This window comes from Clostridium sp., from assembly GCF_018372875.1.
GTDB lineage: Bacteria > Bacillota > Clostridia > Clostridiales > Clostridiaceae > Clostridium.
In genome coordinates this window covers 14,999-36,910 of record NZ_JAHAIF010000017.1, presented here as the reverse complement: position 1 = coordinate 36,910, position 21,912 = coordinate 14,999, and the positions used below count along the sequence as shown (strand labels likewise).

General features: G+C 30.5%; 17 protein-coding genes and 2 pseudogenes. 18 read left to right on the top strand and 1 reads right to left on the bottom strand.

Translation table 11 applies throughout. The features are described from left to right. The first annotated feature begins 267 nt into the window (after positions 1-267). The 5 genes and pseudogenes from KIB46_RS07525 (at position 268) to recJ (ending at position 9,131) form a co-directional block, all read left to right on the top strand. On the top strand, positions 268-1,659 hold the full coding sequence (locus tag KIB46_RS07525; RefSeq protein ID WP_156562185.1) for a glycosyltransferase family 2 protein: 1,392 nt from the start codon (positions 268-270) through the stop codon (positions 1,657-1,659). 267 nt (positions 1,660-1,926) lie between these two features. Beyond that, positions 1,927-3,827: pseudogene (locus KIB46_RS07520) on the top strand (DNA topoisomerase IV subunit B). A gap of 17 nt (positions 3,828-3,844) precedes the next feature. Then, positions 3,845-6,763 carry a DNA topoisomerase IV subunit A gene (locus tag KIB46_RS07515; RefSeq protein WP_291671328.1) on the top strand — a complete coding sequence of 973 codons (2,919 nt, stop codon included), beginning with the start codon at positions 3,845-3,847 and terminating at the stop codon, positions 6,761-6,763. 25 nt (positions 6,764-6,788) lie between these two features. Continuing rightward, a complete protein-coding gene (locus KIB46_RS07510; RefSeq protein ID WP_291671327.1) occupies positions 6,789-7,340 on the top strand; it encodes a DJ-1 family glyoxalase III in 552 nt (183 codons plus the stop codon). Positions 7,341-7,361: 21 nt separating this feature from the next. Beyond that, positions 7,362-9,131, top strand: coding sequence for a single-stranded-DNA-specific exonuclease RecJ (gene recJ, locus KIB46_RS07505; RefSeq protein ID WP_291671326.1), 1,770 nt, complete (start codon positions 7,362-7,364; stop codon positions 9,129-9,131). Positions 9,132-9,182: 51 nt separating this feature from the next. Here recJ and KIB46_RS07500 read toward each other — a convergent pair. Beyond that, positions 9,183-9,365 (bottom strand): annotated as a pseudogene (locus KIB46_RS07500) (alpha/beta-type small acid-soluble spore protein). A gap of 131 nt (positions 9,366-9,496) precedes the next feature. On the opposite strand from KIB46_RS07500, the gene KIB46_RS07495 reads away from it, so the two are divergent. The 13 genes from KIB46_RS07495 to KIB46_RS07435 all read left to right on the top strand — a co-directional run bounded on the left by KIB46_RS07495 (position 9,497) and on the right by KIB46_RS07435 (position 21,912). Next, positions 9,497-10,570, top strand: coding sequence for an undecaprenyldiphospho-muramoylpentapeptide beta-N-acetylglucosaminyltransferase (locus KIB46_RS07495; RefSeq protein WP_291671325.1), 1,074 nt, complete (start codon positions 9,497-9,499; stop codon positions 10,568-10,570). Positions 10,571-10,842: 272 nt separating this feature from the next. Further along, on the top strand, positions 10,843-14,355 hold the full coding sequence (gene nifJ, locus KIB46_RS07490) for a pyruvate:ferredoxin (flavodoxin) oxidoreductase (protein ID WP_156562168.1): 3,513 nt from the start codon (positions 10,843-10,845) through the stop codon (positions 14,353-14,355). Between the two features lie 377 nt (positions 14,356-14,732). Beyond that, positions 14,733-15,059, top strand: coding sequence for a DUF1292 domain-containing protein (locus tag KIB46_RS07485; RefSeq protein ID WP_156562166.1), 327 nt, complete (start codon positions 14,733-14,735; stop codon positions 15,057-15,059). Positions 15,060-15,459: 400 nt separating this feature from the next. Then, positions 15,460-16,293 (top strand): PHP domain-containing protein, encoded by an 834-nt coding sequence (locus tag KIB46_RS07480; RefSeq protein ID WP_156562164.1) that lies wholly within the window; start codon positions 15,460-15,462, stop codon positions 16,291-16,293. A gap of 1 nt (position 16,294) precedes the next feature. Beyond that, positions 16,295-17,488 carry a pyridoxal phosphate-dependent aminotransferase gene (locus KIB46_RS07475; protein ID WP_291671324.1) on the top strand — a complete coding sequence of 398 codons (1,194 nt, stop codon included), beginning with the start codon at positions 16,295-16,297 and terminating at the stop codon, positions 17,486-17,488. A gap of 75 nt (positions 17,489-17,563) precedes the next feature. Beyond that, positions 17,564-18,202 carry an HAD-IB family hydrolase gene (locus KIB46_RS07470; protein ID WP_156563364.1) on the top strand — a complete coding sequence of 213 codons (639 nt, stop codon included), beginning with the start codon at positions 17,564-17,566 and terminating at the stop codon, positions 18,200-18,202. A gap of 15 nt (positions 18,203-18,217) precedes the next feature. Further along, complete coding sequence (locus KIB46_RS07465; RefSeq protein ID WP_291671323.1) at positions 18,218-19,021, top strand: aminotransferase class IV; 804 nt, start codon at positions 18,218-18,220, stop codon at positions 19,019-19,021. 65 nt (positions 19,022-19,086) lie between these two features. Next, a complete protein-coding gene (locus KIB46_RS07460; RefSeq protein WP_291671322.1) occupies positions 19,087-19,593 on the top strand; it encodes a hypothetical protein in 507 nt (168 codons plus the stop codon). 55 nt (positions 19,594-19,648) lie between these two features. Further along, entirely contained in the window at positions 19,649-19,882 is a 234-nt protein-coding gene (locus KIB46_RS07455; RefSeq protein WP_291671321.1) for a hypothetical protein, read from the top strand. A gap of 77 nt (positions 19,883-19,959) precedes the next feature. Beyond that, entirely contained in the window at positions 19,960-20,112 is a 153-nt protein-coding gene (locus KIB46_RS07450) for a hypothetical protein (RefSeq protein WP_291671320.1), read from the top strand. A 9-nt stretch (positions 20,113-20,121) separates the two neighbouring features. Next, positions 20,122-20,574 carry a chemotaxis protein CheW gene (locus tag KIB46_RS07445; RefSeq protein ID WP_291671319.1) on the top strand — a complete coding sequence of 151 codons (453 nt, stop codon included), beginning with the start codon at positions 20,122-20,124 and terminating at the stop codon, positions 20,572-20,574. Positions 20,575-20,582: 8 nt separating this feature from the next. Next, entirely contained in the window at positions 20,583-21,071 is a 489-nt protein-coding gene (locus KIB46_RS07440; RefSeq protein WP_156563359.1) for a chemotaxis protein CheD, read from the top strand. A 73-nt stretch (positions 21,072-21,144) separates the two neighbouring features. Next, positions 21,145-21,912 (top strand): protein-glutamate O-methyltransferase CheR, encoded by a 768-nt coding sequence (locus KIB46_RS07435; RefSeq protein WP_291671318.1) that lies wholly within the window; start codon positions 21,145-21,147, stop codon positions 21,910-21,912.

Here is a 21,912-nt window from a genome sequence, read left to right as displayed (position 1 = left end):
GGAAATCTAACAAAAAAGATTTCCTTTTTTTTTTCAATATACCTCTAAAAATTTTTATATAGTAATAAGAAATAGGGAAACTTAATAATGAAAGACAAAAAACAAATATAAGGAAAAATACAAGAAATTAACATTAATTTAAAATTAAGATTTTTGCCCTTGATTTTTTGATATAATTGAACTAGTATTAATAAGAACGCATTAACGAGAAAAAAAGACAACAATAATATAATGGGAATTTCTCATTTAATATTAGGAGTGAAAATAATGGAAAAAGTAATGTATACAGCAATAGCGGTGTTTCAAGTGTTCGCATTTGTAGTTTTATGCTATTACTTGATATTGGGGTTATTTGGAACCTATAGAAAAAAAGAAAAAAAGGACTATGCTCCTAAGCGTAAATTTGCTATGATTGTTGCTGCACACAATGAAGAGGTAGTAATCGGGAAATTAGTAAAAAGTATATTAGGACAAAATTATCCAAAGGAATTATTTGAAGTTTTTGTAATAGCTGATAATTGTGATGATAATACTTCCAAAGTTGCGAAAGAAGCAGGAGCAAAAGTATTTGAAAGGTTTAATAAAGACCAAAGAGGTAAAGGATATGCATTAGAGTGGATGTTCGATAAAATTTATAATATGGATGAAAAGTTTGATGCCATTTGTATATTTGATGCAGATAACTTAGTGCATCCAGACTTTTTAAAAGAAATAAACTCTAAGATGAAGGAAGGCTATAAAGTTGTACAAGGCTATATAGATAGTAAAAATCCTGAAGATTCATGGATTGCCACTTCATATTCAATAGCATTTTGGTCACAAAATAGAATGTTCCAACTTGCAAGAAATAATGTTGGATTCTCTAATCAAATTGGTGGTACTGGATTTGCAATTGATTTTGATACTTTAAAGAAATTTGGATGGGGAGCTACATGTTTAACAGAAGATTTAGAGTTTACATGTAAGGTTGTTCTAAATGGTGGAAAAATAGGTTGGGCACATGATGCTAAAATTTATGATGAAAAGCCATTAGGATTAAAAGCTTCTTGGGTTCAAAGAAGAAGATGGATGCAAGGGTTTACAGATGTTGCATCAAGGTATTTCTTTAAGCTTGTTAAAAAGGCTATTAAGGAAAGAAAATGGTATATATTTGATTGCGCATTATATGTTTTACAACCATTTGCAACTTTATTAATGGCTATATCAGCAATATTGACTTTAATTCAAGCAAATGCGCCAGAAGGAGCTAATATATTTATTATGAGTGATCTTCTTGGAAGTGCTGGATATCAAGCTATAACATTAGTTCAGTTTGTTATAACACCATTAGTATTAATATTAGATAAAAAGATATCTAAAGGACTTTTTGCGTTGATTGTATTATTCTCTACTAATATTTTTATAATGCCTATTTTATTAGAAGGTGTTACTGATGGATTAATTATTACAGCAGCTAATTTTGGGTTCTATGCAATATTCTTAGTTGCCACATTTATATTCTGTGGGAAGAAAGGTTTAGTTTTCTTCTTTAGATTCTTATTATATGCTCTATATACTGTTACTTGGGTGCCAATTACAATCCAAGGTATATTAAGAAAGAATAATAAGGAGTGGAATCCAACTAAGCATGTAAGAAATGTTGAAATTTGTGATGTTTAGATAAGTAAATATTTAATAAATTTAAAGTGGAAGTTAAGAATATTAGCTTCCATTTTTTGTTCTTTAAAGAATTGCACTGTTGGATAGAGTGTTAAAAATTTTCATAGATACATAATGGTTGTTGTGATTTTTATAATATCTTTAAAAAATATGGATAAACTAAAAAAACATTTATAATAAATAAATTTTGACATAGTAAATAAAAATAAGTATATTTTAATGTAGACAACTATAGAGATAGAAAATATATGTGGAGGGCAAAAGTTTATGAAGAATAATACTACTTATGATGTTACTGATTTGACTTCCTTAGAAAAATTAGAGCCTGTTAGAGTAAGACCAGGTATGTATATAGGTTCAATCGGAAGTAAGGGTTTACATCACTGTGTATGGGAAATATTAGATAATGCTATAGATGAAATTTCTAATGGATATGGGAATAAGGCTCAAGTTATTTTAAATAAAGATAAGAGTGTTACTATAAAAGATAATGGAAGAGGAATACCAACGGGAATTCACCCAATTAAGAAAAAAAGTGGGGTGGAAATGGTATTTACAGAGCTTCACACAGGAGGAAAATTTAATAATAAGAATTATAAAACTTCTGGAGATGGGTTGAAGTTGAAGTTTATCAAAGCGGAAATATTTATCGTCAAAGGTTTGAATATGCATATGATAAAGAGCTAAAAAGAGATATGCCAGGTACCCCTGTTACAAAACTTGATATAGTAGGTAAAAGTAAGGAGACTGGGTCTAAAATTACATTTATGCCAGATGGAGAAATATTTTCTACAATAGATTTTAAGTTTGATGTAATTGATGAGAGATTACAAGAATTAGCTTTCCAAAATAAAGGTATTAGGCTTGAATTAATAGATAATAGAAAAGATGAAGAAGTTAGAAAAGAATATTATTCTGAAAGAGGACTTTTAGATTTTATAGATTATTTAAATGAAAGTAAAACTAAGCTTCATGAAGCACCTATTTTATTTGAGGGTGAGAGAGAAGTTGGTGGACTTCAAATGTATGGAGAAGTATGTATTCAATTTACTGATTCAACTACAGATTATATTGCAAGCTATGTTAATAATATTCCAACAACAGAAGCTGGAACCCATGAAACTGGTTTTAAAACTGGTATGACTAGAGCTTTTAAGGAATGGGCAAGAAAGCTAGAGTTAGTAAAGGGAAAAGACAAGGAATTTGAAGGTGATGACCTAAGAGAAGGTATGACGGCCATAGTTAGAATTAAAATAACTAATCCTGTTTTTGAAGGACAAACTAAAACAAAGCTAGGAAATAATGAAGCTTATACTATGATGAATGATTTAGCTTACACTAAGCTTGGTGAGTGGATAGAGGATAATAAAGAGCTTGCAACAATGATAATAAACAATGCTCTTGCTGCTGCTCAAAGAAGAGAAAAAATAAAAAAGATTAATGATGCAGAAAAGAAAAAGATTGGAAAAGGTACAGCACCTCTTGCAGGTAAGGTTGCGGTGTGTACTTTGAAAAATAAAGATGTAAATGAATTTATAGTAGTTGAGGGAGATTCCGCTGGTGGTTCTGCAAAACAAGCTAGAGATAGAAGATTCCAAACAATAATGCCTTCAAAAGGTAAAATAATGAATACTGAAAAGCAAAAGCTTGAAAATGTATTAGCATCTGAAGAACTTAAGATTTTTAATGCTGCTGTAGGTACAGGTACATTAGATAATTATAATGAAGATGATTTGAAATATAATAAAATAATTATTATGAGTGATGCCGATGTAGATGGCTATCATATTAGGACGCTTTGGATGACCTATATTTATAGATATATGAGGCCTTTAATTGCTAATGGGCACTTATATTTAGCGCAACCGCCTCTGTATAAAGTATATAAACATACTAAAAAAGGAGAGGTTCAAAAGTATGCTTATAGTGATGAAGAATTAGAACAAGTTAAGAAGGAAATAGGTAAAGGGGCTCTTATTCAAAGATATAAGGGACTTGGAGAAATGAATCCAGATCAATTATGGGAGACTACATTAAACCCAGAGTCAAGAACTTTACTTCAAGTAACTATAGAGGACGCTGCAAAGGCTGAAAGAATGATATCTCTACTTATGGGAGATGTGGTTGAACCAAGGAAAAAATATATGTACAAATACGCAGAGTTCTAGAAAGGGAGGGATAGTTTATGGCTAAAAAAGTTAATAATAATATTCCAAAAGATAATAATATAATTCCAGTACTTCTTGAAGAAGCTATGCCAGACAACTACCTACCTTATGCGGTAGAGGTTGCAAAAGAAAGAGCTCTTCCTGATGTAAGAGATGGTTTAAAGCCAGTTCATAGAAGAATACTATATGGTGCATATTTACTTAAAGCCTTTCCAGATAGACCATACTATAAGTCAGCAAGAATAGTTGGGGATATTTTAGGTAAATTTCACCCACATGGAGATAGTTCTGTATATGACGCATTAACAATATTAGCACAAGACTTCTCCACAAGAGAACCTTTAATAGACGGTCATGGAAACTGGGGATCTATTGATGGTGATAGTGCGGCAGCTATGAGATATACTGAAGCAAGATTAACTTCTATTGCAATGGATATGCTAAAAGATATTGATAAAGACACGGTGGATATGGTACCTAACTATTCAGATAGTGAATTAGAGCCAAGAGTTTTAACAAGCAGATATCCTAATCTTTTGGTTAATGGGTCTTTCGGTATAGCTGTAGGTTTAGCTACTAATATACCTCCACATAACCTTGGAGAAGTAACTGACGGTGTTCTTGCATACATAGATAATCCTGAAATTACTACAAAAGAGTTAATGAATTATATTAAAGGACCAGATTTACCTACAGGTGGAGTTTTAATTGGAAAAAAATCTATGATTTCTGCTTATGAAACAGGTGAAGGTAAGGTAACATGTAGAGCTAAAACTTCTATAGAAAAATTAGAAAACGGAAGATTAGGGATAGTAATAACAGAATTCCCTTATAGAAGAAATAAGGCAAAACTGCTACAAACTATATCTGAAATGACTGGTGATAAGAGACATCAAAAGGCATTAGAAGCGATAACAGATATAAGAGATGAATCTGATAGAAGTGGTATTAGAGCAGTTATTGAACTAAAGAAAGCTGCTGATGAAGCTACTGCAGACAAGATTTTAAAATATTTATTTAAAAAGACTGATTTACAATGTAATATAAGCTTTAATATGGTTGCTTTAGCAGATGGTAAGCCAGAAACTATGGGACTTAAGACTATTTTAGGTCATTATATAAATCACCAAAAAGAAATAGTTACAAGAAGAACAAGGAAAGAATTAGAAATAGCGGAAAAGAGATTTCATATAGTTGAAGGATTTATAAAGGCAATAAATATCTTAGATGAAGTTATTGAAACTATTAGAGAATCTAAGTCTAAGAAGGATGCAGGGGAAAACTTAATTAATAAGTTTGGTTTTACAGATGTGCAAGCCACTGCAATCTTAGAGTTAATGCTATACAGATTAACAGGGCTGGAAATAAGTACATTCCAAAAGGAATATAAAGAATTAGAAAAACAAATAAAGAAGTTTAAGAAGATTTTATCAGAAGAAAAAGAACTTCTAAAAGTAGTGAAATCTGAACTTAAAGAAATAACAGATAAATACAGAAATCCTAGAAGAACTCAAATAGTTGAAGATGATAGTGAGGCAAAGATTGATCTTGAAGAATTAATAGTTGTAGAAGATGTTATGCTTACTATTTCAAAGGATGGATTTATAAAGAGAATTCCGTATAAAAATTACATTAGAGCAAATGCAGAACCTTCTGAAATTGAATATAGAGAAGGGGATGAACTAAGATTTTTAGTTAAGTCTAATACTACTGATAATATTCTTATATTTACAGATAGAGGAATAATGTATCAACTTAAAGGAATAAATGTTCCAGAAGGAAAGTGGAAAGAGAAAGGTGAAAGGCTTGATACATTAATCAAAGCTCTTAACCTTGATGAGGAAAAAATAATTGGAGTTAATTCAGTTAATGTAATGTCATCAGATAGATTTGTACAATTTGTAACAAATAGTGGGTGCATTAAGAGAAGTTCTTTAGATAAATTCCAAACTAATTACTCAAAGGTTCAAGCTGTTAAGCTTAGAGATGGAGAAAGAGTGGTTAGAACGGATATTTTAGAAGGAGAAAATAAATTCTTAAAAATTTCAACTAAGTTAGGGTTAGACTTTACTCTGGAAATACCACAATTAGAAGATTTACCTAGAAATATATTAGGAACTCAATTATTTAACTTATCTTCTAAAGATGAGGTTATAAATGCTGAATATGTAGAAAGTATGGAGTTTGTTGAATATACTTTAGGAGTTACAGCTAAGGGAACATTAAAAACTTTTGCAAGAGCCAATAAAAATGATTCATTAAAAGTAACTACAGACTCTTCATCTGAATTATTAATGTTTACTAATAAAGGTAACGTTATAAAAATAGCATCATTTATGCTTCAAGAAGCAATTAAAAATAGTGAAATTTCTATTGAAGATTTAGTTTATGGACTAGGTAAAAAAGAAAGAGTAATTGCAATATACTCTATAAAATCTTATAGCGAAGAATATGCAGTATATACAATTTCTAATAAGGGATTAGTTAAAAAGACACTTCTTAGTGAGTTTGCAGGAGACTACTTAATACAACAAGCGTACAAATTTAAGAATGAAGATGATGAAGTGGTTAGCATAGATATATCTAATGAAAAAATAGGTCACATTGTATTATTTACTAAAAAGGGGATGGCTATAAGATTCCCTGTATCTAATGTTAATGCAATGGGTAAAATAGCATCAGGTGTTACAGGAATAAGCTTAAAGGATGAAGACGAAGTTGTTTATGGTAAATGCTTTGTAAATATAGAACAGGACTTAAATGGAGAAATTGCTATTTCATCATTATCAGAATATAGGTTCCAATTAGTTACAAAGAATAAGGAGACAGCAGAAATTAAATTATCTGATGTTAAACTTCAAAATAGAGCAGGTAGAGGGTCAGGTGTTATGCTAGTTTCTCTTGATGATGAAATAAAGAGTATAAATATAATCTAATATATGGCTTTTAGGAGGGATTCTTATGAAAAAAGTAGCTGTAATGCTAGCTAATGGTTTTGAGGAAATTGAAGCTTTAACAGTTGTAGATATTATAAGAAGGGCTAATATTACTTGTGATATGTTTAGTATATCTGGTATGGAAGTAAAAGGTGCTCATGATATAGTTGTTAAAGCAGATAAACTAATAAGTGAAGAAGTTAAGGAATATGATGTAATAGTGCTTCCAGGAGGAATGCCTGGTGCTACTAATCTAAGAGATAATGAAGAGATAATTGCTTTAGTAAAATGGTTTAATGATAATAAAAAAATAGTAGCTGCAATTTGTGCCGCTCCTATTGTTCTTGGAAAAGCAGGAATTATTGAAGGAAAGAAGGTAACTTCCTATCCAGGATTTGAAGATGAACTAGTAAAAGGAAGTTATTTAGAAGATCATGTAGTTGTTGACGGTAATATTATTACAAGTAGAGGTCCGGCAACTGCTATGCTATTTGCCTATAAAATTTTAGAGTTATTACAATGTGATAAATGGGAAAACTTAAGTGAGGGAATGTTATTTAACTCCTTAATGAAATAGAGAAGAAATGAGGGAGAAGCTTTGAAAGAAAAGTGGATGGTAATTAATAAAAAAGAAGATTTTATAAAACTTACTAGTGAATATGAAATTAATCCACTAATAGCAAGATTATTGGCCAATAGAGGAATTGTAAATAAAAAAGAAGCTTCTCTTTTTCTAAAAGGTACAGTTAATGATTTAAATGACGCATCCTTGATGAAGGATATGAAAAAAGCAGTATCTATAATTAAGGATGCTATAGAAGAAAAGAAAAAGATAGTTATTTATGGTGATTATGATTGTGATGGAGTATGTAGTACAACTATTCTCTATAGAACCTTAAAGAAACTAGGAGCAAACTTTGATTATTACATACCTAACAGAGAAGATGAAGGTTATGGTATGAATAGTGATAGAATTAGAAAGCTTAAATCAGAAGGGGCAGAAGTAATTCTAACTTGTGATAATGGAATATCTGCTATGGAGCAGGTTGAAGTGGCTAAGGAACTAGGTCTCACTGTAATTATCACAGACCATCATGATATACCTTATATTGAAAAAGATGGTAACAGAATAAATGTTGTTCCTAATAGTGATTGTGTTATAAATCCTAAACAAGGAAACTGTGAGTATCCATTTAAAGAACTTTGTGGAGCAGGAGTTGCATTGAAATTTTCTATGGAATTAGTTAATGAAATGGGAAGAAGCTTTTTGGAATTTTATGATTTGTTCCAATATGCAGCTATTGCAACCATTTGTGATGTTGTAGAGCTTTTAGGTGAAAATAGAATAATTGTTAAAGAGGGATTAAAGCTAATCAATAACACCTCTAGTATAGGGCTTAAAGCATTAATAAAAGCAACTGGTCTAGACGGAAAAGATATAAGTGAGTACCACTTTGGATTTGTACTTGGACCATGTATAAATGCTACAGGAAGATTAGAAACAGCAGATTTATCAGTAGAGTTATTAATAACTGAAGATGAGAAATATGCAGAAGAACTAGCTAAAAAGCTTTATGAATTAAATGTAGAAAGACAAGAATTAACTTTTGATAGCGTTGAAAGTGTTATTTCTAAGGTTGAGGAAGAAATAACAAATGGAGAAAAGGTTATACTTGTATATGATGAGGGGATACATGAAAGTATAGCTGGCATAGTAGCAGGTAGAGTGAGAGAAAGATTTAATTTGCCAACAATAGTTATGACAAGAGGAAAAGATATGCCAAAAGGCTCTGCTCGTAGTATTGAAGGATATAATATGTTTGAAGAATTAAATAAGTGTAAAGAATATATAGAGAAGTTTGGAGGCCATCCTATGGCAGCAGGTCTATCTGTAAAGGAGGAGAATATATCTCTTTTAAGGAAGGCTCTTAATTCTAAATGTACTCTTTCAGATGAAGATATTATTCCAGTTATAAAAATAGATTCTCCACTAGAAATTAAATATTTAGATGAAGGCTTAGTAGAGAAAATTGAAAATTTAAGACCTTTTGGAAAAGGCAATGGTAGTCCATTGTTTGCTGTGAAAAATATCAAGGTTTCAAGAGTGTTTTTCATAGGAAAAGAGAAGAATTTTATGAAGTTTAGATTTGTTGTTCCAGGAACATTTGGATATGTTGAAGGACTAAACTTTGATAAATATGAAGATTTTAAAGATATGTTTACAGATAAGTATGGGGAAGAAAAGTTTTTGCACTTGGTAGATAGTGGATATGCAGATTTTTATATGGATATAATTTATTATCCAAGTATTAATGAGTTTAATGGAAAAAGAAATATACAACTTAATGTTAAGAACTTTAGGTTATAATTTGAAGAGGATAGCTTGAAGCTATCCTTGATTTTTAAGGATTAGAGAAAATTAAAGCCCTTTTTCATGTTGTTCCACAATTCTTATAACCATTTCTCCACCAACACTACCGCATTGTTTAGATGTAAGATTTCCGTTGTAGTCAGAGAAAGGTACGTTCATTGCACTAGCAACTTCGTTTTTGAATTTAGCTAATTCTTGTTTTTATTCTGGAACTAATGATTGGTTTGATATTTAAATTCACCTATCCGCATCTTTGTAATCATAGCTTGTGTAATTTTTTTATGATTATTTTATATAATTAGAGGGAAAGGTGGAAAAGCTATACAAGTTGTTTATAAAATAAAAGTTTAGGAGTTGATTTTTTGAGTAAGTATAAAATTATAATGACAGGTGGAGGTACAGCAGGGCATGTAACTCCAAACTTAGCGCTAATACCAAGTTTAAAAGAAGCTGGTTTTGAAATTAAATATATAGGAAGTAAGGATGGAATAGAAAAAGAAATAATAGAATCAAAAGGAATTCCTTACTATGGAATATCATCAGGTAAGTTAAGAAGGTATTTTGATATTAAAAATTTTACTGATCCATTTAAAGTATTCAAGGGAATACTTGAGGCTAAAAAAATATTAACAAATGAAAAGCCTAATATAGTTTTTTCTAAAGGCGGTTTTGTTGCAGTACCTGTAGTTATTGCAGCTAGTATAAAGAAAATACCAGTGGTTGCTCATGAATCAGATATAACTCCAGGACTTGCTAATAAGTTATCAGCACCATTTTGCGATAAGCTATGTGTTACTTTTAGAGAAAGTTTAAGTTTTGTAAAAGATAATAAGGGAGTTTTAACGGGAAGTCCTATAAGAAGCGAAATATTAAGTGGAAGTAAGTTACAAGGAAAGCAAATATGTGGATTTAAAGATGAAAAAGAAATTTTATTTATTATGGGGGGGAGTCTTGGATCAAAGGTTATAAATGATGTAATTAGAGAAAATTTGGATGAAATTTTAACAAAGTTTAATGTTATTCACATATGCGGAAAAGGAAATTTAGACAGTAAATTACAAAATTATATTGGATACAAACAATTTGAATTTGTAAGTGAGGAGCTACCTCATTTAATGAAAGCAGCAGATTATATAGTTTCTAGAGCAGGAGCTAACTCTATTTTTGAGTTCTTAGCATTAAAAAAGCCAACACTACTAATACCATTATCTAGAAAAGCTAGTAGAGGAGATCAAATTTTAAATGCAAATTCTTTCAAAAAGGAAGGGTATTCTCTAGTGCTTGAGGAAGAAGAGATAACTAAAGAAAGCTTTTTATCACATTTAGAGGAATTAAGGACTAGAAAGAGGGAGTTAATTAGTAAAATGAATGCTAAACAAGGGGAGGTTGGAACCCCTGCTGTGATAAAGACAATTATGGAAGCTATGAGTAAGTAGTACAATTTGCAGAAAATTTATAATATTACTTAAATGTTTTTAATTTACAATTCCCTTGCAAAATTGATATTCTGATATATAATTATATACGTAGGTTTGTTTTACTAGGAGATACAAAAGTTATTTTTTTAACAATGTGGTTATTAATATATTTAATACCCATTACTAAATTAAATGAATAATTCGGTGTATTTTTATGTTAAAATACACTCTACAGTTTAAACAAACATGTTTCTTATTAATTTTTATATAAAGAAAGAGGGGTCTACGCGATGAGAAAAATGAAAACTATGGATGGTAATACTGCAGCTGCTCATATATCATATGCATTTACTGAAGTTGCAGCTATCTATCCTATCACACCATCATCACCAATGGCTGAACACGTTGATGAATGGGTAGCACAAGGAAGAAAGAACATATTCGGTCAACCTGTACAAGTTATGGAAATGCAATCAGAAGCAGGTGCTGCTGGTGCAGTTCATGGATCATTACAAGCAGGTGCATTAACAAGTACTTATACTGCATCTCAAGGTTTATTATTAATGATTCCAAATATGTACAAGATTTCTGGTGAAATGCTTCCAGGAGTATTCCATGTTTCAGCAAGAGCATTAGCTACTTCAGCTCTTAATATTTTTGGTGACCACCAAGACGTTATGGCTGCAAGACAAACAGGTTTTGCAATGCTTGCAGAAGGATCAGTACAAGAAGTTATGGATTTATCAGCAGTTGCTCACTTAACTGCAATTAAGTCTAGAATACCTTTTGTTAACTTCTTTGATGGTTTCAGAACTTCTCACGAAATTCAAAAGATCGAAGTTCTTGAATATGATGAATTAGCAAACCTAGTTGATTGGGATTCAGTTGAAGCTTTCAGAGCTAGAGCGTTAAATCCTAACCATCCAGTAACTAGAGGTACTGCACAAAATGCTGATATCTACTTCCAAGAAAGAGAAGCAGTTAACAAGTTCTATCAAGCAGTTCCTGATATAGTTGAAGGATACATGGCTGAAATAACTAAGTTAACAGGAAGAGAATATCACTGCTTCGACTACTATGGAGCACCAGATGCTGATAGAGTAATCATTGCTATGGGTTCTGTAACAGACGTATGTGAAGAAACTGTAGATTACTTAAATGCTAATGGACAAAAAGTTGGTGTTGTTAAAGTAAGATTATACAGACCATTCTCAATTGAAAAATTAATGAAAGCTATACCAGCATCTGCTAAGAAGATTGCTGTATTAGATAGAACAAAGGAACCAGGATCAGCTGGTGAACCATTATACTTAGACGTTAAGAATGCATTCTATGGTAAGGAAAATGCTCCAGTTATCGTAGGTGGTAGATTCGGTCTAGGTTCTAAGGATCCAAACCCAGGTCACATTGCTGCAGTTTATGAAAACTTAGCAAAGGAAGATTCAAAGGATGGATTTACAATAGGAATCGTTGATGACGTGACAAATACTTCATTAGAAGTTCATCAAGATATAGATGCTACTCCAGAAGGAACTACAGCATGTAAGTTCTGGGGATTAGGATCAGACGGTACTGTTGGTGCTAATAAGAGTGCTATCAAGATTATAGGTGACCATACAGACATGTATGCTCAAGGTTATTTCTTCTATGACTCTAAGAAGTCAGGTGGTATAACAGTATCTCACTTAAGATTTGGTAAGAAGGCAATCAAGTCTCCATACTTAATAAACAAGGCAGACTTTGTTTCATGTTCTAACCAATCATACGTTCATAAGTACAATGTACTTGATGGATTAAAGCCAGGTTCAACTTTCTTACTAAACACTATCTGGACTCCAGAAGAATTAGAAGAAAAGTTACCAGGTTCATATAAGAGATTCTTAGCTAACAACAACATTAAGTTCTACACTATCAATGCTGTTGGAATAGCTCAAGAAATAGGTCTTGGTGGAAGAATCAACATGATAATGCAATCAGCTTTCTTTAAGTTAGCTAACATTATCCCAGTTGAAGATGCTGTTAAGTACCTTAAGGATGCAGTTGTAACTTCTTATGGTAAGAAGGGACAAAAGGTTGTTGATATGAACAACGCAGCTATCGATAAGGGTGTTGAATCAATCGTTAAGATAGATATTCCAGAATCATGGAAGGATGCTAAAGACGAAGAAGTTGAAAACAACCACAAGATGACTGAATTCGTTAAGAATATAGTTATCCCAATGAACAGACAAGAAGGAGATTCTCTTCCAGTATCTACATTCATGGGAATGGAAGATGGTACTTTTGAAGCTGGTACTGCAGCTTACGAAAAGAGAGGAATTGCAGTTAATGTTCCTGAATGGGTTCCAGAAAAGTGTATTCAATGTAACCAATGTGCTTACGTTTGTCCACACGCTGCAATTAGACCATTCTTATTAAATGATGCTGAAAAGGCAGCTGCTCCAGAATCAATGAAGTTAGTTCCTGCTAAGGCATTAAAGACAGAAGAACCATTAAGCTTCTCAATTGGAGTAACTCCATTAGATTGTACTGGATGTGGAAACTGTGCTCAAGTTTGTCCAGCTCCAGGAAAAGCTTTAATAATGAAGCCACAAGAATCTCAACATGATCAAATGGAAGCTTGGGATTATGCAGTTGAAGAAGTTTCAGCTAAGAAGAACCCAATGAATAAGAATACAGTTAAGGGAAGCCAATTCGAGCAACCATTACTTGAGTTCTCAGGTGCTTGTGCAGGTTGTGGAGAAACTCCATATGCTAAGCTTATAACTCAATTATTTGGTGACAGAATGATGATTGCTAATGCAACTGGATGTTCATCAATCTGGGGTGGATCAGCTCCTTCAACTCCATACACAATTAACCATAAAGGACATGGTCCAGCTTGGGCTAACTCATTATTCGAAGACAATGCTGAATTCGGATTAGGTATGTTCTTAGGTGTTAAGGCTATAAGAGAAAGAATAGCTAATAACTTAAATGCATTATTAGAAGAAGGTGTAAATGACGACGTTAAGGTTGTTGTTGAAGACTGGTTAGCTAATATGAACAATGGTGAAGGAACTAGAGATAGAGCTGAAAAGTTAGAAGCAGCTTTAGCTACAGTTAATTCAGAATTAGCTAAGAAAGTATTAGATGAAAAAGACTACTTCGTTAAGAGATCTCAATGGATCTTCGGAGGAGACGGTTGGGCTTACGATATTGGATACGGTGGGGTTGACCACGTATTAGCATCTGGAGAAGATGTAAATATATTCGTATTCGATACAGAAGTTTACTCTAATACAGGTGGACAATCTTCTAAGGCTACTCCAACAGCTGCTATAGCTAAGTTTGCAGCTTCAGGTAAGAAGACTAAGAAGAAAGACCTTGGAATGATGGCTATGAGCTATGGTTATGTATATGTTGCTCAAGTAAATATGGGTGCAGATAAGAACCAAACTCTTAAGGCTATTGCTGAAGCAGAAGCTTACCAAGGACCATCATTAATCATCGGTTATGCTCCATGTATTAACCACGGTATTAAGATTGGTATGGGTAACAGCCAACAAGAAGCTAAGAGAGCTACTGATTGTGGATACTGGGCTATGTACAGATACAACCCTCAATTAAAGGGAACTAAGAATCCATTTGCTTTAGATTCTAAGGAACCAAAGGCAGACTTCAAGGAATTCTTAATGGGTGAAGTAAGATATGCTTCATTAGCTAAGGCATTCCCAGAAGCAGCAGATGCTTTATTTGAAAAGACTTACAATGATGCTATGGAAAGATTAGCAGGATATAAGAAGTTAGCTGAACAAGAATAATTTCTTTAAATATGAAAAGCTGTATCATTTTATGATACAGCTTTTTTTAACATCTAGACCAGTTATGAAAATTTTGAGTAGCAAAACCTTATGGATACAGAGTTTGAGTGGTGAAAATGTGTTAAGGTATTAAAAATAAAAATCATAGTGACACCACAGAATACCAAAAGTAACTTTTTTATCACATACGGAATTTGTGAAAAATTAAAAACCAGTAAAGGTGTATTGGTAAGTTTTTATTCAATAATATTTAGTTTATTTGCTAATGTTTTTAATTACATAAAATAAAATTCTATTTATTTTAAAATTTAGCTTTTAATTTATAAGAAATAAGGGTAAAATTAAAACAACTACTTATTTAAAAGGAGGATTTGAAAATGAGTGATGAATTAAATAAATGTGGATGCGGACATGACCACGGCCATGAAGGATGTGGGTGTGGACACGATCATGATGAACATGGTTGTGGATGTGAAGAGCATGAAAGCTTTGTAATTGATTTAGAAGATGATAACGGAAACGTAATATCTTGTCCTATTATAGATGCTTTTGAATTTGAAGATAAGGAATATGTTTTAGCTCAAAGCCCAGAAGATGACTCTGTATACTTATTCAGAGCTGATGGAGAAGAGTTAGTAGTACCTGAAGAAGAAGAGTTCGACAGAGTTGCTACTTATTACAATGATGAATTAGTAGAAAAGTAGAAAGAGAGTGGTAAAACCACTCTTTTTTTAATGTCTAGGACATTATAAAATTTTAATCAGCTATAAATCTAAGGTATTATTACACTTTCATGTTAAAAAATATAAAATCAAGGATAATAATTTTATAATTTCCTTACCTTTAGTACGAAGGGAATAGATATTTATTTTTCTGTGACTTGGAGTTTGCGACGGAACAAGCAAAATAAATATTTACTCCACATTTTTTATTTATAAAAGTATAAGGTATTAAAATATTTTATATTCATATGTTAAAAACTATAAAAGTATTAAAAAAGAACTATTGAGACAATAGAAAACTAAATGGAAAATTATAATAAATGATTTACAAGGTAGTTCATTAATGCTATATTTTTTATAGATAGGAAGGAAGGTGTACAATATGAAATATGCAGATTTACATATTCATTCTTCCTACTCTGATGGAGTATTAACACCAGAGGAAATAGTAGAGTTAGCTAAAAATCAAGGGATTAAATATATATCAATAACTGATCACGACTCTATTTCTGCTCAGTATATTATTAATAAAAATAATACTGGTGTGAATATTATACCTGGAATTGAATTTAGTACGGAATATAATGATTTAGAGATACATATTCTAGGGTATTTTATTGATATAAATAATAGAAGGTTAAATGAAGTTGTAAGTGGATTAAGAAGATCAAGGGTAGAGAGAACATACAAAATCTTAGAAAAGTTAAAAGAAAACAAAGTATATATTGATATAGATGAAATAGCAGTTGATAAAGATTCATCTATAGGTAGGGGGAATATTGCAAAAGCAATTGTAGACAAAGGCTATGCTGAAAATTATAAAGAAGCATTTTCTAAATATTTAATAAAAGGGAAATCTGCCTATGTGAAAGGTGAAAAACTTTCCTATAAAGAAACAATGCAGGTTATTAATGAAGCTGGAGGAGTATCAGTGCTAGCTCATCCTGGTAAGATATATAGAAGTATGGAAATAGAGAATGTAGTAAGAGAGTTAAAATGCTATGGTTTAAATGGAATAGAGGTATATCATCCAAGTCATAGCAAAGAACAAATAAATAGTTTCTATAATTTAAGTAAGAAATATAAATTGTTGATAACAGGTGGTAGTGATTTTCATGGATCTTGTAATAAACCTATTTTATTAGGCACACAGGGGATAAATGAACTACTTTTAGATAAATTAATTATAAGCAAAAGCAATAAATGGAGGAGATAAAATGAATTATTCAAAAAAGGCTATGAACATAACTCCATCAATAACCCTTGCAATTACTGCCAAAGCTAAAGAGCTTAAGGAGGCGGGAGTTGATGTTGTAAGTTTTGGGGCAGGAGAACCTGATTTTAACACACCTAAAAATATAATGGATGCAGCTATAAAATCTATGGAAGAAGGGAAAACAAAGTATACCCCTACTTCTGGAATAATAGAGTTAAGAGAGGCAATATGTAAAAAACTTAAAGAGGATAATAATTTGTCCTATAATTCTAATGAGATAATTGTTTCTACAGGAGCAAAACAATGTTTGGCAGATGCTTTTATGGCCATCTTAAATCCAGGAGATGAGGTTATAGTACCAATTCCATATTGGGTAAGTTATCCCGAATTAATAAAACTTGCTGACGGGGTACCTGTTTTTGTTGAAGGCAAAGAGGAAAATGATTATAAATATACTTTAGAATCTTTAAATAAAGTAGTTAACGATAATACCAAGGCAATTATTATAAATAGTCCTAACAATCCAACAGGAACTGTTTATTCTATAGAAGAGCTAAAAGAGATAGCTGAGTTTGCCCAAAAACATGATTTAATAATTATATCTGATGAAATATATGAGAAGTTAATATATGATGGTAAAAAACATGTAAGTGTAGCTTCTCTTTCTGAAGATGCTTATAATAGAACAATAGTAATAAATGGTTTTTCTAAATCTTATGCAATGACTGGATGGAGATTAGGATATGCAGCAGGAAATGCAGAAGTGATTAAGTTAATGACTAGTGTTCAAAGCCACATTACTTCTAATACTAATTCAATAGCTCAATATGCAGGAGTTGAAGCTCTAAATGGTCCAAAAGATGAAATTGAAAAAATGGTTAAGAAGTTTGAAGAGAGAAGAAACTTAATGATAGATAGAATTAAAAACATTACTGGATTAAGCGTAATTAGACCAGAAGGTGCATTTTATGTAATGATTAATTTGAAAAATTATTTAGGAAAGAGTATAAATGAGAATGTCATTAATAACTCAGTAGATTTTTCAAGAGAACTTTTAGAACATGAAAAGGTTGCTGTTATACCAGGATCTGCTTTTGGGTTAGACAAGTATATTAGGTTGTCTTATGCGACTTCAGAAGAATTAATATTAAAAGGTTTAGACAGAATTGAAAGTTTCTTAAATAAATTAAAGTAAAGAGGTGGCTATGCCGCCTTTTATTTTTTTGAATAGATATTATATAATAAACACAAAGATATATGGAGGAATAAAATGAAAAAGTTAGCTATATTTGATATTGATTATACTATTACAAAGAAAGAAACATTAATGGAATTTTATAAATATTCTTTAGAAGAAGATATAAAAAATATTAGGTTTTTACCAAGAGCTTTATATAGTGGCTTAATGTATGGTGTTGGTATATATGATGAGAAAAGGGTTAAGGAGTGTTTTTTAAAGTTTATTGATAATATTGAAGAAGAAAAATTACAAGATTTAGTGAAAAGATTTTATAAGAATAGGCTAAGTAAAATATTATATAAAGATGCAGTAGATATGATGTATAAATTAAAAAAGGAAGGATATGATATTTATTTAATATCTGCATCCCCTGAATTTTACATAAATGAGTTTTATAACATTGATGTTGTAGATAAAGTTATTGGAACTAGGTTTGAATTTAAAGAAGGAAAATTTATTAGAAAGATGTTAGGCTGCAATTGCAAAGGTGAAGAAAAAGTAAGAAGGTTAAAGGAAGTGTTATCAAAAGAAAATATTGAAGTGGATTTTAAAGAATCATATATGTTTTCAGATTCTTTATCAGACAAACCACTTTTAGATTTGGTTGGTAAACCTTATTTAATTAATTATAAGAAAAAGCATGAGATAGAAATATTAAAATGGATTTAAAAGGAGGAATAAAAAATGGTTGAAGCTATTAATGAATATTATATTGATAACGGCCAATTAAGAAAGGTAGAAGAATGGAGAGAAGAGGAGAAAGGAAAACTAATATATGAAGTTATTAGAATAATTAATGGGAAACCACTATTTTATAAAGAACATTATGACAGAATGATAAACTCATTTAAATTAAATAACTATAAAAATGATATTACATATGATGAATTGTTGAATTATATAAATGACCTAGTAATATCAAATGGTAATACTTTAGGAAACATAAAAATAATTTTTAATACTGATTCTAATGAATTTAAAATATTTTTTATAAAGCATTCTTATCCTACAGACGAAATGTATAAAGAGGGGGTAAAAACGATACTGTATTTTGGAGAAAGAGAAAATCCAAATGCAAAGGTTATTAATAATAGTTTTAGGGAAAAGGTAAATAAAGAAATAAAGAAAAATGATGCTCATGAAGCCATTCTTGTTGATAGAAATGGATGTATAACAGAAGGTAGTAGGTCAAATATTTTTCTTATAAAAGATTCTAATGTTTATACATCTAAGGTTGAAGCTGTTTTACCTGGAGTTACTAGAACAGAAATAATTAAGGTGGCAAAAGAAAATAACATTAATATTATAGAGGAAAATATAAGATATACTGACTTAGAAAAGTTTGATGTGTTGTTTATTTCGGGAACATCACCTAATATTTTACCAATAAGAAAGGTAAATGAGTTAGAGTTTGATGTTGAAAATTATTTATTAAGAAAATTAATGAGTTTATTCGATGAATTAATTTGTAGAAATACGATAAACTAAATAATTTTCATATATTTTACAAAGTATTCTTATATGATATACTTAATAAAAGGGTAAAATGGGAGATGATGTATATTAGTTGTAACTTTATGGGGAAAAACCTAGAAGAATGTTTATGTGAAGCAGAAAGACAATCATCTATCCCAAGGAATAAACTTGTATATAAGATAATAAAAGAAGAGAAAAGTATATTTAGGAAACATTGTGAAATAAAAGTTATAGAGAAAAGTAAGAATAGTAATTTAATAGATATAGTGGATAACAAAATAATTATAGAAGTAAAAGCAAAAAGAGAAATAAAAATGGACACATCAGATAAAGTACAAGCTAAAATATTTATTTTATATACTCCAGAATATAGGCATGTTTTAAAGTATGAAAATGTTGCAAGTAGAATTAAAATGAAAAAGGAATTTGAGGATGGAGAGTTTCCTCCTAAATACACTAAAGAAGATATATTAGAAGTGTTGTCTTTAAGGCAAATAGTTTATGGTATTAATGAAAGTGTTATTACAAAAGTAGTAGAGATGAAAACTCTATTGAAAATTAAGAATATATGGAAGTGTAATTAGTTCCAATGTAACTGCAGGAACTAAAGATTTAGATAGGCAGTTATATATAGATAACTTGAGAAGTTTAAAGAGGGACTTAGAACTGTTAATTTCTTCAGTTAAACAAATAAAAGAAAGTAGTATTATAGGTACGGAAAAAGAAGATGGAGAAATTATTAAATTATTAATTGAAACTAAATTTAATTCTGTTATTAGAGTTTCTATTCTAATAATGAGTATATCAAGTAGCTTTGGAAATGCCTCTAAATATATATATATGACTTTATTAAGGAAAAACTTATTGGATTAGGGCCTTTAAAAATTAAGTTTGTCAATGAGCTATACGATTTTATTAGAGCTATAGAAAAAGAAGTTGAAGTTAATGAATTGGAAACAATAATACCAGTAAATATTGTAGCTTATCAAAATACAGTTTTCTGTTTTGAAGAAAGACAATATATATTAGAAGCTCATTCAAAAAACATAAAAGCCTATCTAGATAAAGATGGGGAAATAGTTGTAGAAAAGTTTGTATTTTAGGAGGCGTATATGGATAATATAGAAAGTAAAATACTAATATTTAGGCTAGGAGAAGAACTTTATTCTACTAATATTAGTGAAATAGAAAGAATATTAGAATATACTGAAACCGTACATATTCCAGATTCACCAAACTTTGTTGAAGGGGTAATAAATTATGAGGGACATGTTATACCTATTATAAATTTATGCAAAAAGTTTAATTTGGATTGTTGCAATAATGATTTTAAAGACTTTAAAATTATTGTGGTAAAAAGAGAGAATAGAAAATTTGGTGTGATTGTAAATAATGTATATGAGGTTTCCAATGTTAGTAATGAAATGGTAGAAAAAGTGCCATCTATAACTTTATCGGAAAACAATAATTATATAAAAGGGTTAGTCAAGATTGATGGGAAAATAATAATTCTTTTAGATATGGAAAGGATTTTATCAAAAGAAGATAGTGATCAAATATTTTAGGGGGATTTATGGAATATACTGAAGTTAAAGTTGGAATATCAGATTTGAATGTAGTTCTTCCTCCTCAGAAAATTATAACTATAGGGTTAGGGTCTTGTGTGGGAATAGGACTCTATGAGTCAGAATCTAAGGTAACAGGATTAGCACATATAATGTTGCCTGATAGTACCCAATTTAGAAAGGTAACGCAACCTTTAAAATTTGCAGATTTAGCCATACCAATATTGATAGAAAAAATGGTATCAAAAGGATGCAAAAGAAAAAATATAGTTGCTAAAATTGCAGGTGGGGCATCTATGTTTAATTTTAGTGATAAAACAATGATTAGTGATATTGGTAAAAGGAATACAGAAGCAGTAAAACAGTCATTAAAATTACATAAAATTCCTATATTAGCTGAGGAAACTGGAGGTAACAAAGGGAGAACAATGATAATTGATTCTAATAATGGAGAGGTTACAATTAGAATTATAGGAAAAGGAGTATTAACTATATAAAATACATATATTTTATGAAAGCTTTAGTTAATTAGAACTAAAGATGAACTTAGAGAGGGAGATAAAAAGTATTATGGAATTCAATGATTTTCATAAGTGGGTTCATAGAGAGTATGGGATGAATTTATCTGCTTATAAGTCAGAGCAGTTAAATAGAAGAATATCTAGTCTTATGGGAAGAATGGATATTTCAAGCTTAGATGAATATAAAAAAGTAATAGTTAGTGATAAAGAGCAAAGAGAGAGGTTTTTCGATTTTATAACGATAAATGTAACTGAGTTTTTTAGAAATCCTGAGCTTTTTAAGGAGTTAGAACAGATAATAAAAAAGTCATTAATACATAAAAATGAAAGCTTAAAAATATGGAGTGCTGCTTGCTCCATCGGTTGTGAACCCTATAGCTTAGCAATAATGTTAGACAAGTTATCCGTTAAAAATAATGTGAAAATAATTGCTACAGATATAGATAGGAATGCATTAGCTAAGGCAAGAAAAGGAATTTATACATTTGATGAAATTAAAAATGTAAAAAAAGAAGATTTAGATAAATATTTTGAAAAAATAGACGATAATTATTGTGTATGTAAAAAAATAAAATCAATGGTTACTTTTAGAAAGCATGATTTAATAACAGAGAAGTATGAGGGTGGGTTTGATTTAATTGTATGTAGAAATGTAGTTATTTACTTTAAAAGAGATGCTAAGATGGAAGTGTATAGTAATTTATCTGATGCCTTAAATAAGGGTGGTTTCTTATTTGTAGGAGGCACAGAGAGTATATATGACTATAATAAAATTGGTCTAGAACGAGTGTCTACATTTATTTATAAAAAGCTATAG

Bases quoted from the DNA above. Each gene is read 5' to 3' on its own strand.
- KIB46_RS07525 (WP_156562185.1), top strand. From the start codon at position 268: ATGGAAAAAGTAATGTATACAGCAATAGCGGTGTTTCAAGTGTTCGCA.
- KIB46_RS07515 (WP_291671328.1), top strand. From the start codon at position 3,845: ATGGCTAAAAAAGTTAATAATAATATTCCAAAAGATAATAATATAATT.
- KIB46_RS07510 (WP_291671327.1), top strand. From the start codon at position 6,789: ATGAAAAAAGTAGCTGTAATGCTAGCTAATGGTTTTGAGGAAATTGAA.
- nifJ (WP_156562168.1), top strand. From the start codon at position 10,843: ATGAGAAAAATGAAAACTATGGATGGTAATACTGCAGCTGCTCATATA.
- KIB46_RS07485 (WP_156562166.1), top strand. From the start codon at position 14,733: ATGAGTGATGAATTAAATAAATGTGGATGCGGACATGACCACGGCCAT.
- KIB46_RS07480 (WP_156562164.1), top strand. From the start codon at position 15,460: ATGAAATATGCAGATTTACATATTCATTCTTCCTACTCTGATGGAGTA.
- KIB46_RS07475 (WP_291671324.1), top strand. From the start codon at position 16,295: ATGAATTATTCAAAAAAGGCTATGAACATAACTCCATCAATAACCCTT.
- KIB46_RS07470 (WP_156563364.1), top strand. From the start codon at position 17,564: ATGAAAAAGTTAGCTATATTTGATATTGATTATACTATTACAAAGAAA.
- KIB46_RS07465 (WP_291671323.1), top strand. From the start codon at position 18,218: ATGGTTGAAGCTATTAATGAATATTATATTGATAACGGCCAATTAAGA.
- KIB46_RS07460 (WP_291671322.1), top strand. From the start codon at position 19,087: ATGATGTATATTAGTTGTAACTTTATGGGGAAAAACCTAGAAGAATGT.
- KIB46_RS07445 (WP_291671319.1), top strand. From the start codon at position 20,122: ATGGATAATATAGAAAGTAAAATACTAATATTTAGGCTAGGAGAAGAA.
- KIB46_RS07440 (WP_156563359.1), top strand. From the start codon at position 20,583: ATGGAATATACTGAAGTTAAAGTTGGAATATCAGATTTGAATGTAGTT.
- KIB46_RS07435 (WP_291671318.1), top strand. From the start codon at position 21,145: ATGGAATTCAATGATTTTCATAAGTGGGTTCATAGAGAGTATGGGATG.